Source organism: Kitasatospora sp. NPDC059599, from assembly GCF_042735125.1.
GTDB lineage: Bacteria > Actinomycetota > Actinomycetes > Streptomycetales > Streptomycetaceae > Kitasatospora.
On the sequence record NZ_JBHWCL010000003.1, the window covers coordinates 19,175 to 34,261 of the forward strand.

Annotated in this window: 1 protein-coding gene; it reads right to left on the bottom strand. The window is 75.6% G+C overall.

Features of this window, described 5'->3' with window-relative positions; all coding sequences use genetic code 11:
• Nucleotides 1-33: 33 nt before the first annotated feature.
• Nucleotides 34-15,075, bottom strand: a complete 15,042-nt coding sequence (locus ACFV04_RS01895; RefSeq protein ID WP_380526135.1) for a type I polyketide synthase — start codon at nt 15,073-15,075, stop codon at nt 34-36.
• Between the last annotated feature and the right edge of the window lie 12 nt (nt 15,076-15,087).

Below are 15,087 nucleotides of genomic sequence, written 5' to 3' on the forward strand. Positions count from 1 at the left end.
TGCCGCCGTCCTGGTTCGCGTGTCGGGTCGGTGTCATGACAGGCCGAGTTCGTTGTCGATGAGGTCGAAGAGTTCGTCGTCGCTGGCGCCGTCCATGCGGTCCTCGATGGAGTCGGCTGCCGTGCCGTCGCCGTCGGCTTCGGTGACCGCCGGGTCGAGGCGGCCCAGGAGTTCCCGGAGTCGGTCGGCGAGCCGTTCGCGGTCCGCCGGGTCGTCGACACCGCCGTCGAGGGCGCCTTCCAGGCGGTCGAGTTCGGCCAGGCCGGGGACCTGCCCGGGCCCGGCGTCGGGGACCAGTTCGGCGGCGAGGTGTCCGGCGATCGCGGCCGGGGTGGGGTGGTCGAAGAGCAGGGTGGCCGGGAGGGGGTGGCCGGTGGCGGCGCGCAGCCGGTTGCGCAGTTCCACCGCGGTCAGCGAGTCGAAGCCGACCTCCAGCAGGCCGCGTCCGGGCTCGACCGCGGCCGGGCCGCTGTGGCCGAGCACCAGGGCGGCGTGGGAGCGGACCAGGTCGAGGAGCACCCTCCCGCGCTGGGTGTCGTTGAGGGAGCCGAGGCGCTGCTTCAGGGCTTCGGGCCCGTCGGGGCCGGTGCCGGCGGCGGGGCCCGCGACGCCGCGCCGGGCGCCGGGGCGCACCAGGCCGCGCAGCAGGGCGGGGACGCCGCCGGTGCCGGCTTGGGCGCGGACGGCCGCGGTGTCGAGCCGCAGCGGGAGGACGACCGGCTCGTCGAGGGTGCCGGCCGTGTCGAACAGTGCCAGTCCCTCGGCCGGGTCGAAGGCGACGATCCCGCCCCGGGCGATCCGTCGCAGGTCGGCCTCGGTGAGCCCGCCGGTCATCCCGGTGCTGTTGGCCCACAGGCCCCAGGCGATGGAGCGGCCGGGCAGCCCGTCGCCGCGACGCCGGTGGGCCAGTGCGTCCAGGAAGGCGTTGGCGGCGGCGTAGTTGCCCTGGCCCATGCCGCCGAAGACTCCGGCGATGGACGAGAACAGCACGAACTCGGACAGGTCCAGGCCGGCGGTGAGTTCGTGCAGGTTGATCGCCGCGTCCACCTTGGGGCGCAGGACGAGGTCCAGCTGCTCGGGCGTCATGGTGGCGACGACGCCGTCGGCCAGGACGCCCGCGGCGTGCACCACCCCGGTCAGCGGGTGTGCGGCGGGCAGGGCGGCCAGCAGGGCCGCGAGGGCGTCGCGGTCGGCGGCGTCGCAGGCGGTGATCTCGGCGTGCGCGCCCAGGGCGGCGAGGTCGGCGAGGAGTTCCGCCGCGCCGTCGGCGGCGGGGCCGCTGCGGCTGGTCAGCAGCAGGTGCCGGACGCCGTGTTCGGCGGCCAGGTGGCGGGCGACGTGGCCGCCGATGGCGCCGGTGCCGCCGGTGATCAGGACGGTTCCGTCGCCGCCCCAGCCGGGTGTGCGCCCGGCGGCGGACAGCGGTACGCGGGCCAGCCGGGCGATGTGGACGGCCCCGGCTCGGATCGCGAGCTGGGGTTCCCCGGACGCGAGGGCTTCGGCGAGTACGGCGGTCGGGGTCTCGTGGGCGTCCAGGTCCAGCAGGACGAAGCGGTCGGGGTTCTCGGTCTGCGCTGAGCGGACCATGCCCCAGAGCGCGGCCAGGGCCGGGGCCGGGACGTCGTCGCCGGTCACCGGGACCGCGCCCGCGGTGACCAGGACCAGCTTGGAGCCGGTCAGGCGCTCGTCGGCCAGCCAGTCGCGCAGCAGGGCGAGGACCGTGCCGAGGCCGTCGTGGACCGCGTCGCGGAGGGTGCCGGGCGGCGCGTGCGGGGCCGGGGCGGGCGGGCAGGCGGCCAGGACCAGCCGGGGCGGCGGGGCGCCCGCGTCGAGCAGTGCGGACAGCGCGGCGAGGTCGGTGACCGTACGGCCGGGGAGCGGCGCGGCGCCGGAGGGCAGGGGCGTCCCGGTGCCGAGCACGGTCCAGGACTCCGGGCCGAAGACGGTGCCCGCCACTGTCGCGGCGCCCTCGGGCAGGGCCTGCCACTCGGGGCGGAACAGTTCCTCGTGGTGTCCGGCGCGGGTGGCCTTGAAGCGGTCGGGCGAGACGGGCCGCAGGACGAGGGACCGGGCCGACACCACCGGCCGCCCGGTGGCGTCGGTCGCCCGTACGGCGACGGCGTCGCGGCCGGTGGGGGTCAGCCGCAGCCGGAGTTCGGTGGCGCCGGAGGCGTGCAGGCGCACCCCGTTCCAGGAGAACGGCAGCCAGCCCTGCTCCGGTCCCTCCAGTACGTCGAACACCAGCGCGTGCAGGGCGGCGTCCAGCAGGGCCGGGTGCAGGCCGAACGCGGCGGCGTCCGGCTGCTGCTCTTCCGGCAGGCTCGCGACGGCGTACACCTCGTCGCCGAGCCGCCAGGCCGCGCGCAGGCCCTGGAACGCGGGGCCGTAGGCGAATCCGCCGTCCGCGAAGCGGTCGTACAGGCCTTCCGTGTCGAGGGGGACGGCTCCGGGCGGCGGCCAGGCCGCGGGGTCCGCCGGGTCGACCGGGTCCGCCGGGTCGGGCTCTCCGGCGGAGGTGAGCAGGCCGCTCGCGTGCCGGGTCCAGGAGGCGTCGGGGCCGGCGTCGGCGGCCCGGGCGTGGACGCTCAGCGGGCGGGTGCCGGAGGCGTCCGGGCTTCCGACGGTGAGCTGAAGTGCGACGGCTCCGCCCGCCGGGAGCACCAGCGGTGCCTCCAGGGTCAGTTCCTCGACCTGGTCGCAGCCGACCTGGTCGCCCGCGCGGACCGCGAGTTCCAGGAACGCGGTGGCGGGGAACAGCACGCCCTCGTAGACGCCGTGGTCGGCCAGCCAGGGGTGGCTGCGGACCGAGAACCTGCCGGTGAAGAGGAAGCCGTCGGAGTCCGCGAGTTCCGTTCCGGCGCCGAGCAGCGGGTGGTCGACCGTCAGCAGTCCGGCCGCGGGCAGGTCGGCCGCGGCCGGACTGGCCGCCAGCCAGTAGCTGCCGCGCTGGAAGGCGTAGGTCGGCAGGTCGACGGCGGAACGGGACGGGCCGCCGGAGTGGACGGCGTTCCAGTCCACGGGGACGCCCACGACGTGCAGCCGGGCCAGGGCGGCCGTCGCCGCGGGTGCTTCGGGCCGGTCCTTGCGCAGCAGGGGCACCAGCACGGAGCCGCCGGTGGCGCCGGTCAGGCAGTCCTGGCCCATGGCGGTGAGCGCGCCGTCGGCTCCGAGTTCGAGGAACGCGGTGACGCCGTCGCGTTCCAGGTGGCGTACGCCGTCCTGGAAGCGGACGGTGCCGCGCACGTGCTCCACCCAGTAGTCCGGTGAGCCGAGCTGCTCGGCGGTGGCCGGCTCGCCCGTCAGGTCGGAGATGACGGGGACGGTGGCCTCCCCCGGGACGATCCGTGCCACGACCTCGCGGAACTCGGCGAGCATGGGTTCCATGAGGGGCGAGTGGAAGGCGTGGGAGACCGGCAGCCGTCGGGTCTTGCGGCCGTGCGCGGCGAGCACGGCGGCGATCTCGTCCACCACCGCCGCGTCGCCGGAGATCACGGTCGAGGCCGGGCCGTTGACCGCGGCGAGGCCGACGTCGCTCTCGCGGCCCGCGAGCAGCGGCAGTACCTCCTCCTCCCCGGCGGCGAGGGCGACCATCGCGCCACCCGCCGGGAGGGCCTGCATCAGCCGTCCCCGCGCGACCACCAGCCTCGCGGCGTCGGGCAGGGTGAACACCCCGGCGACGTGGGCGGCGGCCAGCTCGCCCACGGAGTGGCCGAGCAGCCGGTCGGGACGCACGCCCCAGTGCTCGACGAGGCGGAAGAGTGCGACGCCGAGGGCGAACAGGGCGGGCTGGGTGTACTCGGTGCGGTCCAGCAGGCCGTGGCCGGGGGCGCCGGGGGCCGCGTCGATCACCTCCCGCAGCGGGTGGTCGAGCAGCGGGTCGAGTTCCGCGCAGACCGCGTCGAAGGCGTCGGCGAAGACCGGGAACCGCGCGTACAGTTCGGCGCCCATCCCGGTGCGCTGGCTGCCCTGGCCGGGGAACAGGAAGGCGGTCTTCGCGGCCGGGCCGGTGACACCGCTCACCAGGTCCGCCGACGGCTCGCCGGCGGCGAGGGCGGTGAGCCCTTGGAGCAGGGTCTGCCGGTCCGTGCCGGTGAGGGCGGCCCGGTGCTCGAAGGCGCTGCGGTTCAGCGCCAGGGAGCGGCCCAGGTCCGCGACGGCGAGGGCCGGGGCATGCTCCACGTGCCGGAGCAGCCGGGCGGCCTGCTCCCGCAGCGCGTCCGCGCCGCGGCCGGAGAGCAGCCAGGGCAGGGCGGGCTCGGCGGGGGCGACGGGCGTGTCAGGGGTCGGCGCGGGGGCGGCGGCCGGGGCCGGTTCGGTGGGCTGTTCGAGGATGGTGTGGGCGTTGGTGCCGCTGACTCCGAACGACGACACCGCGGCCCGCCGGGGGCGGCCGGTCTCCGGCCACGGGGTGTCGTCGGTGAGCAGCCGGACCGCGCCGGCCGACCAGTCGACGTGGGGTGTCGGCGCGTCGACGTGCAGGGTGCGCGGCAGCGCCCCGTGCCGCATGGCCTGCACCATCTTGATGATGCCGGCGACGCCGCCGGCGGCCTGGCTGTGTCCGATGTTCGACTTCAGCGACCCCAGCAACAGCGGCTGCTGCGCGCCGCGTTCCCGGCCGTACGTGGCCAGGAGCGCCTGGGCCTCGATCGGGTCGCCCAGCCGGGTCCCGGTGCCGTGCGCCTCCACCGCGTCGACCTCGGAAGCGGTCAGTCCGGCGTCGGCGAGGGCCGCCCGGATGACCCGCTGCTGGGAGGGGCCGTTGGGGGCGGTCAGGCCGTTGCTGGCGCCGTCCTGGTTGACGGCGGAGCCGCGGACGAGGGCGAGCACCGGGTGGCCGTTGCGCCGGGCGTCCGAGAGGCGTTCCAGGACGAGCAGTCCGGCGCCCTCTGCCCAGGAGGTGCCGTCGGCGGCGGCGGCGAACGGTTTGCAGCGGCCGTCCTCGGCGAGCACCCGTTGCCGGCTGAACTCCACGAACGCGCCCGGTGTCGACATCACGGTCACCCCGCCGGCGAGCGCCAGCGAGCATTCGCCGGCCCGCAGCGACCGGACCGCGAGGTGGACCGCGACCAGCGACGAGGAGCACGCCGTGTCGACGGTCACCGCGGGCCCTTCGAGGCCGAGGCTGTAGGAGATCCGCCCGGACGCCACGCTGCCCGCGCTCCCGATGCCGAGGTAGCCCTCGAGCTCTTCGGAGGGTTCGGTGACGCGCGACCCGTAGTCGTGGTGGCTGCATCCGACGAAGACGCCGCTCGCGCTGCCCTTGAGTGACAGCGGGTCGATGCCGGCCCGCTCGAACGCCTCCCAGGAGAGTTCGAGCAGCAGCCGCTGCTGGGGGTCGATGGTCAGCGCCTCGCGCGGGGAGATCCCGAAGAAGGCCGGGTCGAAGCGGTCGGCGTCGTGGAGGAAGCCGCCTTCCCGCGCGTAGGTGCTGCCGACCCGGTCCGGGTCCGGGTCGTAGAGACCTTCCAGGTCCCAGCCTCGTCCGGTGGGGAAGCCGGTGATCGCGTCCTGTCCGCCCGCGACGAACTCCCACAGCTCCTCGGGGGTGCTGACGCCGCCGGGGTAGCGGCAGCTCATGGCGACCACGGCGATCGCCTCGTCCTCGGGCACCGCGGCGGCCGCGGGCAGCTGCCCGGGAGCGTCGGGCGTCTGCGTGGCGGGCGCCCCCGGCAGTTCGGTGCGCAGGTGTCCGGCCAGGGCCGTGGCCGTGGGGTAGTCGAAGGCCAGGGTCACCGACAGGCGCAGGCCGGTGGCCGCGGCCAGCCGGTTGCGCAGTTCGACGGCGGTCAGCGAGTCGAAGCCGATCTCCTTGAACGCCTGGTCAGGCCCCACCGCCTCGGGCCCGGGGTGGCCGAGCACGGCGGCGACCTCCCGGCGGACCAGGTCCAGCAGGGCCCGGTCCCGTTCCGCCGGGGGCAGTGCGGCCAGCCGCAGGGCCGGCGGCTCGGCACCGTCGGCCGTGCTCCGGGGCCTGCCCGCGGCGGCGAGTACGTCCCGTACCTCGGGCAGGTCCCCGAGGGCGGCACTGGGCCGGAGCGCGGTGAACGCCCGGGTGAAGCGGTCCCAGGCGAAGTCGGCGACGAGGACGGCCGTGTCGTCGTGGTCGAGGGCCTGGCGCAGCGCGATCGTGGCCGCGGCGGGATCCATGGCGGGCAGGCCGTCCCGGATCAGCCGTTCGGCGACCGCTCCGGAGGCGAGGCTGTCGCCGCCCCACAGGCCCCAGGCCACCGAGGTGCCGGGCAGTCCGAGGTCGCGGCGCTGCCGGGCCAGGGCGTCGAGGTAGGCGTTGGCGGCGGCGTAGCTGCCCTGGCCGGTGCCGCCGAGGGTGCCGGCGAGCGAGGAGAACAGCACGAACGCGGTCAGGTCGAGTTCACGGGTGAGCTCGTCGAGGTTGCGTGCGCCGTCGAGCTTGGGGCGCAGGACGCCGGCCGCGCGTTCGGGGGTGATCGAGTCGATCACCCCGTCGTCGAGGACGCCCGCGGTGTGCAGGACGGCGCGCAGCGGGCGCTCGGCCGGAATGCCGGCGAGCAGTTCCGCCAGTGCGTCGCGGTCCGCGACGTCGCAGGCCACCGCGGTGGCGGCGGCGCCGAGTCCGCGCAGTTCGGCGAGCAGGGCGTCGGCCCCCGGGGCCTGTGCGCCGCGCCGGCTGGTGAGCAGCAGGTGCGCGGTGCCGGTGCGGGCGAGCCATCGGGCGACCTGGGCGCCGAGGCCGCCGGTGCCGCCGGTGATCAGGACCGTGCCCTCGGGCGTCCAGTCGCGTACGGGCGCGGTGTCGCCGAGTGCGGCGTGGACGACCCTGCGGCCGTAGCGGCCGGTGGCGCGTACCGCCACCTGGTCCTCGCCGTCGGGGCCGGTCAGTGCTTCGGCGAGCCGGGTCGCGGCCCGGTCGTCGAGCCGTCGCGGCAGGTCGACCAGGCCGGCCCAGCGCTGCGGGTACTCGACACCGGCGACCCCGCCGAGGCCCCAGACCAGGGCCTGGAGGGTGCTGTCGATCCGGTCGGAGCGGCCGACCGACACCGCGCCCCGGGTGGCGCACCAGAGCGGGGCGTCGGTGCCGAGGTCGCCCAGGGCCTGGAGCAGCGCGACCGTCAGGGTGAGGCCGCGGGGAAGCGCCGAGCCGCCGCCGTGCGGTTCTTCGGCCAGGGCGAGCAGCGAAAGGATTCCGGCGGGCGGCCCGTCGGTGTGGTCGTGGGCGTCGCGGAGCAGTGCGGCGAACCGGGTCCGGTCGGTGGCGTCGGGGCCCGCCTCGACCAGAACGGGTGTGGCGCCGTGTCCGCGCAGGGAGTCCACGGCGAACGCGACGGCCGGGTCGTCGGCGGCGCCGGCCGGGGCGACGACGAGCCAGCTGCCGGTGAGCCGGGGCCGCTCGGGTGCCGGCAGGGGCTTCCAGGCGACCCGGTAGCGCCAGCTGTCGGCGGTCCGGTCGCCGGCCCGGCCGCGCGCCCATTCGGCGAGGGTGGGCACCAGGGAGGCGAGGGAGGCCCTCAGTTCGCCGTCCTCGACCCGCAGGGTGGTGGCGAGGGCGTCCAGGTCCCCGTGGTCGACCGCCTCCCAGAAGCCGGAGTCGGCCGGGCCGGTGCCGGTCATGGCGTCAGTGCCGGTCAGGGCGTCGGCGGGCCGGTCGGGGGTGGTGTCCAGCCAGTAGCGCTGCTGCCGGAAGGCGTAGGTGGGCAGAGGTCGCTTGCGCGCGCCGGTTCCGGCGAACACCGTGCCCCAGTCCACCGGCAGTCCGCGTACCTGGAGTTCGGTGAGCGCGGCGAGGAAGCGGTCGGGGCCGCCCTCGGCGCGGCGCAGGGTGCCGACGACGGCTCCGTCTCCGGCCCCGGCCGCTTCGACGGCCTGCTGGAGCCAGACGGTCAACGCGGGGTGGGTGCTGCACTCGACGAAGGTGTGGTGCCCGTCGGCGATGAGCGCGTCGACCGCCCGTCCGAACTCCACTGGCCGGCGCAGGTTCTCGTACCAGTACGCGGCGTCCAGGCCCACGGTGTCCAGGGGGCCGCCGCTGACCGTGGAGTAGAACGGGATGTCGGACGTCCGCGGCGCGGTGCCGCCGAGGAGGGTGAGCAGTTCCTCCCGGAGCTCCTCCACCTGGGGCGAGTGTCCGGCGAAGTCCACACCGGGGACCGGCCAGGCCAGGACGCCCGCCTCGGAGTACTGCTCGCGCAGTCGTTCCAGTGCCGCCGGGTCGCCGGAGACCGTCACCGACGTCGGCCCGTTGACCGCGGCGATGTCGAGTGCCCCGTCGTAGGCGGACAGTGCTGCGCGTACGGCTTCGACCGGCTGCGGCACGAACAGCATGCCGCCGCGTCCGGTCAGGGCCGTCAGGGCCCGGCTGCGCAGGGCGACGATCCGGGCCGCGTCGTCCAGCGAGAGCGCGCCGGCCACGCAGGCGGCGGCGATCTCCCCCTGGGAGTGGCCGACCACGGCGTCGGGGACGATCCCGTGCGCCCGCCACAGCTCGGCCAGCGACACCATCACGGCGAACAGCACCGGCTGCACCACGTCCACCCGGTCCAGCGGGGGCGCGTCGGGCTCGTCCCGCAGGACGGCGAGCAGCGACCAGTCCAGGTGCGGGGCGAGGGCGCGGTCACAGGCCGCGATCCGGTCGGCGAAGACCGGGGCGTGGTCCAGCAGTTCCCGGGCCATGCCGGCCCACTGGGATCCCTGGCCGGGGAAGACGAAGACGGTCCTGGCCGACCGGGCGACGGTTCCTTCGACCAGGCCGGGTGCGCGGTCTCCCGCGGCCAGCGCGGCCAGGCCGCCCAGCAGGGTCGCGCGGTCGTCACCGACGACGGCCGCGCGGTGCTCGAAGGCGGTCCTGGTGGTGGCCAGGGAGTAGCCGACGTCGACGGACGACAGCTCCGGATTCTCCGTCAGGTACGCGTGCAGCCGCTCGGCCTGGGCCTTCACCGCCTCGGCGGTCCGCCCGGACAGGACCCACGGGACGGCGGACGCCCCGGGTACGGCCGCGGGTGCGGGTACGGGTGCGAGCTCGGGCTCGGCGGGCGGCTGCTCGATGACGACGTGGGCGTTGGTGCCGCTCAGGCCGAACGAGGACACACCGGCTCGGCGCGGCCGTCCCGTCTCCGGCCAGGGGGCGGCCTCGGTCAGCAGGGCGACGGCGCCCGCCGTCCAGTCGACGTTCGGGGACGGCCGGTCGATGTGCAGGGTCCGCGGCAGCTCGCCGTGCCCCATCGCCAGCACCATCTTGATGATGCCGCCGACTCCGGCGGCGGCCTGGGTGTGCCCGATGTTCGACTTCAGCGACCCGAGCCACACCGGCCGGTCGGCCGGCCGGTCCTGCCCGTAGGTGGCCAGCAGCGCGTCGGCCTCGATCGGGTCGCCCAGCCGGGTGCCGGTGCCGTGCGCCTCGACCACGTCCACGTCGGCGGCCGTCAGTCGGGCGTTCGCCAGCGCGTCGCGGATCACCCGCTGCTGGGCCAGGCCGCTGGGCGCGGTCAGCCCGTTGCTCGCGCCGTCCTGGTTGATCGCCGAGCCGCGCAGCACCGCGAGCACCGGGTGGCCGTTGCGGCGGGCGTCCGAGAGCCGTTCCAGGAGCAGCAGGCCCACGCCCTCGGCCATGCCGAAGCCGTCCGCCGAGGCGGCGAAGGACTTGCAGCGCCCGTCCTCGGCGAGCCCGCGCTGCCGGCTGAAGCCGGTGAACGACAGCGGGGTGCCCATCACCGTGGCGCCGCCCGCCAGGGCCAGCGCGCATTCGCCCGAGCGCAGCGACTGCGCGGCGAGGTGGACCGCCACCAGGGACGAGGAGCAGGCCGTGTCCACGGTCACGGCGGGCCCCTGGAGGCCGAGTTGGTAGGCGACCCGCCCGGACAGGACGCTGGTGGAGATGCCCGCGATGAACAGGCCCTCCAGTTCCTCGGGGACGTCGCGCAGGGTGCCGCCGTAGCCCTGGTAGGAGGCGCCGGCGAAGACGCCGGTCGGGGTGCCGTGCAGGGACGCCGGGTCGATGCCGGCGCGCTCGATCGCCTCCCAGGAGGTTTCGAGCAGCAGTCGCTGCTGCGGGTCCATGGCCAGGGCCTCGCGCGGCGAGATCCCGAAGAACCCGGGGTCGAACCGGTCCGCGTCCGTGACGAATCCGCCCGCGGCGGCGTAGCTCCGGCCGGGCCGGTCAGGGTCCGCGTCGTACAGCGCGTCGAGGTCCCAGCCCCGGTCGGACGGCAGCCCGGAGACGGCGTCGCGCCCGTCGGCGACCAGGTGCCACAGGTCCTCGGGGGTGCGTACGCCGCCGGGGTAGCGGCAGCTCATGGAGACGATCACGACGGGGTCGTCGTCCGCGGCGGGTGCCGCCGACGGGAGCGACCGGACGGTGGCGGGCTCCTCGGCGACGCCCAGCAGTCCGGTCTCCACGCGCCGGGCGAGCGCGGTCGCCGACGAGTAGTCGAAGACGACGGTGACCGGGAGCCGCAGGCCGGTGGCGGTGTTGAGCCGGTTGCGCATGTCCACGGCGGTCAGGGAGTCGAAGCCCAGGTCGCGGAAGGCACGGCCGGGGGCGACCGCGTCCGGCGAGTCGTGGCCGAGGACGGCGGCCGCGTGGGTCCGGACCAGCTCGACCAGCACCCGGGTCCGCTCGGCCGCCGGGAGCGGCTCCAGCCGGTCGCGCAGCGCCGAGGGCGTTCCCTGGGCCCCGGTCCCGCCGGTCTCCGGCTCGGCGGCCAGCGCGGTGCGCACCTCGGGGAGTTCCCCGATCAGCGGGCTGGGGCGGGCCGAGGTGAAGACCGTCGCGAAGCGGTCCCAGTCGATGTCGGCGACCACGACCACCGTCTCGTCGTGGTCCAGGACCTGCTGGAGCCCGGTGATCGCGACCGCGGGCGGCATGAAGAGCACGCCGTGGCCGCGCAGGGTCTCCTCCGCCAGTTCGGCCGCCATCCCGCCGGCCCCGCCCTCGGGGCTCCAGATGCCCCACACCACGGAGGTCGCGGCGAGGCCGCGGCTCCGGCGGTCCTCGGCGAGGCCGTCGAGGTAGGCGTTGGCGGCGGCGTAGGCGCCGTGGACGGCGCTGCCCCACACCCCGGAGATGGAGGAGAACAGCACGAACGCGTCGAGCGTGTCCCGGTCGAAGAGCAGGTCCAGGTTCCCGGCCCCGCCGACCTTGGCGTGGAGGGTGTCGGCGAACTCGTCCGCGTCGGTGTCGGGCAGTGGCACCAGCAGCCCGGCCCCTGCGGCGTGGAAGACGGTGCTGATCCGGTGGCCGTCCTGTTCGAGGCCGTCCTTGAGCGCGCGCAGGGCCTCCAGGTCGGCGACGTCGCACGCGGTCAGGGTGACCCGGGTGCCGAGGGCGGCCAGTTCCTCGGAGAGCTCCGGCGCACCCGGCGCATCCGCGCCGCGCCGGCTGACCAGCACCAGGTGCCCGGCTCCCCGCCGGGCCAGCCAGCGCGCGATCTGCGCGCCGATCCCACCGGTGCCGCCGGTGATCAACACGGTGCCCCCGGGCCGCCAGCTGCGCCGCGGCGCGGTGTCGCCCAGGGCGGACCGGACCAGCCGCCGGCCGTGGCAGCCGGTGGCCCGTACGGCGACCTGGTCCTCGTCCCCGACGCCGCCGGCCAGCACCCGGCACAGCTGCGGGGCGGTGTCCGTGTCCAGGACCTCCGGGAGGTCGATCAGACCGCCCCAGCGCTGCGGGAACTCCAGCGCGGCGACCCGGCCCAGACCCCAGAGCAGGTTCTGCGCGGCGCTGACCGCGCTCCCGGTGTCCGTGCCCCCGACCGACACCGCTCCCCGGGTCGCCCACCACAGGGGCGCGTCGATCCCGGCGTCTCCGAGGGCCTGCACCAGGGCCAGGTTGAGCGCGGCGCCCAGCGGGACGCAGGGGTGCGCCGAGTGCGGGCGCTCGTCGAGGCCCAGCAGCGACAGCACTCCCGTCACCGGGCCGGGCAGCGCGTCGAGGGACGCGCGAACCCGGTCGGCCAGCACGGCACGGTCGGCCTCCGCCTCGGCGATCCGTAGGTGGACCACCGAAGCCCCGGCCTGCTCCATGACCTGGACGGTCGTCTCCGATCGGCGCACCCCGTCCTCGGGCCGACCGTCGGACGACAGCACGAGCCAGTTGCCGTCCAGTGCGACCGGGGGACCCTCGGGCAGGGCTCGCCAGGTCACGCGGTAGCGCCAGGAGTCGACCACCGAACGCTCGGTGCGCTCGGTGCGCCAGGTGGCGAGCGCGGGGAGCACCACGTTCAGCGGGTCCTCGGGCGCCACCCCGAGGGTCGTGGTGAACCGGTCCAGGTCACCCCCGCCCAAGGCCTCCCAGAAGTCGTCGCCCTCCGAGGACGTTCCGGAAGGACCGCCCGCCGTGGGGCCGGTGTCCTCCAGCCAGTACGGGCGACGCTGGAAGGGGTAGGTGGGCAGGGAGACGCCGTCCGGACGGTGTCCGGCGAACACCCGGTCCCAGTCGGGCAGCAGACCGCCCGCGTAGGCCTCTCCCAGGGACGTCAGGAAACGGTCGAGGCCGCTCTCGCCGCGCCGCAGCGTGCCCACGACCACGGCGGGGCCCTGCGCGGAGCCGGCGGTGTCGGCCTCGTGGGCGGTCTGCTGGACGCCGAAGGTGAGCACGGGGTGCGGGCCGGCCTCGACGAAGAACCGGAAGCCCTCCGCCAACAACGTCTCCGTGGCCCTCCCGAACTCGACGGTCTCCCGCAGATTCCGGTACCAGTACTCCGCGTCCAGGGCCTTCGTGTCCAGCCAACCGCCCGTCACCGTCGAGAAGAACGGCACCGAACCCGAGACAGGAACGATCCCGGCCAGATCGGACAGCAACCGCTCGCGGATCTCCTCCACCTGCGCGGAATGCGACGCGTAGTCGACCTCGATCAGACGCGCCCGCACCCCCTCACCCACCAGCGCGTCGACCAGTGCCGCCACCGCGTCCGCGTCACCCGACACCACCGTCGACGACGGGCCGTTCACCGCGGCCACCGACAACCGCCCCGCCCACGGGGCGATCCGCTCCCGCACCACACCCACCGGCAGAGGCACCGACGCCATGCCACCCCGCCCCGCCAACACCCCCACCGCACGGGAACGCAGCGCGACCACCCGGGCCCCGTCGTCGATGCTCAGGCCGCCCGCCACGCAGGCGGCCGCGACCTCGCCCTGGGAGTGGCCCACCACCGCATCCGGAACCACACCGAACGAACGCCACACCTCCGCCAGCGACACCATCACCGCCCACAGCACCGGCTGCACCACCTCGACCCGCGCCAGCAGCGCCTCCGAGCCCAGCGCCTCCGTCAACGACCAGTCGACGTAAGGCGCCAGAGCCCGCCCGCACTCCGCCATCCGCCCCGCGAACACAGCCGATTCGGCCAACAACTCCGCAGCCATCCCCACCCACTGCGAACCCTGACCCGGGAACACCAACACCGAACGGCCCGACGACACACCGTCGCCCCGCACCAGCCCCGGCACCGACCGGCCTTCGGCCAGGGCTTTCACGCCGTCGATCAGCCGGTCCGGGTCGGTGCCCACGACCACGGCCCGCCGTTCGAAGGCGGTACGCGTGAGGGCGAGGGCGCGGCCGGTGCCGGCGGCCCGCAGGGGTCCGGGACCGGCGCTCAGGTGTGCCAGCAGCCGGGCCGCCTGGTCGCGCAGCGCCTCGTCGGTACGCCCCGACAGCACCCAGGGCAGCGGGTACGCATCGCCATCGGCCGCGGCGTCGGCCGCCGGTTCGGTTTCCTCCGCCGGGGCCTGTTCCAGGATCAGATGGGCGTTGGTGCCGCTGACGCCGAAGGCGGACACCCCCGCCCGGCGCGGGCGTCCCGTGTCGTCCCAGGCTCGGGCCTCGGAAAGGATTTCCACGGCTCCCGACGACCAGTCCACCATGGGCGTCGGCCGGTCCGCGTGCAGGGTCCTGGGCAGTTCGCCGTGCTCGATCGCCAGCACCATCTTGATGACGCCGCCCACTCCGGCCGCCGCCGAGGTGTGGCCGATGTTCGACTTCAACGAGCCCAGCCACAAAGGTCGTTCGGCGGGCCGCCGCTGACCGTACGTGGCCAGCAGCGCCTGCGCCTCGATGGGGTCGCCGAGCGTGGTGCCGGTGCCGTGCGCCTCCACCACGTCCACCTCGGACGCCGTCAGGCCCGCGTCCGCGAGCGCCGCCCGGATCACCCGCTGCTGCGACGGGCCGCTGGGCGCCGTCAGGCCGTTGCTCGCACCATCCTGGTTCGTGGCCGAACCGCGGATGACGGCCAGCACCGGGTGCCCGTTGCGCCGGGCGTCCGACAGCCGCTCCAGCAGCAGGACGCCGGCGCCCTCGGACCAGCCGGTTCCGTCCGCGTCGGCCCCGAACGCCTTGCAGCGGCCGTCGGCCGACAGCGCGCGCTGGCGGCTGAACGCCACGAACGCGTCGGGGGTCGCCATCACCGACACCCCGCCGGCCAGGGCCAGCGTGCAGTCGCCGGCCCGCAGGGCCCGGATCGCGAGGTGCAGGGCGACCAGAGAAGAGGAGCAGGCCGTGTCCACGGTCACTGCGGGCCCTTCCAGGCCCAGGGTGTAGGCGATCCGGCCGGAGACCACACTGCTCGCGGTCCCGGTGTCCAACAGGCCCTGGACCTCGGGGAGGTGGCGCGAGCCCGCGCCGTAGCCGTTGCCGATCGCCCCGAGGAAGACACCCGTGCCGGTGCGCCGCAGCGTGCGGGGGTCGATCGCGGCCCGCTCGACCGCCTCCCAGGCGGTCTCCAGTGCCAGCCGCTGCTGGGGGTCCGTCGCCAGGGCCTCGCGCGGCGAGATGCCGAAGAACTCCGCGTCGAAGTCGGCGGCGTCGTGGAGGAAGCCACCGTGCCGGGTGTAGGAGGTACCGGGCCGCTCGGGGTCCGGGTCGTAGAGGCCCTCCAGGTCCCAGCCGCGGTTGACCGGCCAGGTGGAGACCGCGTCGGCGCCCCGGGAGACCAGGTCCCAGAGCAGTTCGGGCGTGTCGGCGCCGCCGGGATAGCGGCAGGCCATGGAAACGATGGCGATCGGTTCGTGGCGGGCTTGCTCGGCCTCGCGCAGCTGCCTCCGGGCGTCACCCAGGTCAGCGGTAGCGCGCCTGAGGTAGTCGAGCAGCTTCTTGTCGTCGGACATCAGTGCCAGCTC

Coding starts and splice junctions, on each gene's coding strand:
- ACFV04_RS01895 (WP_380526135.1), bottom strand. CDS start 15,075: ATGTCCGACGACAAGAAGCTGCTCGACTACCTCAGGCGCGCTACCGCT.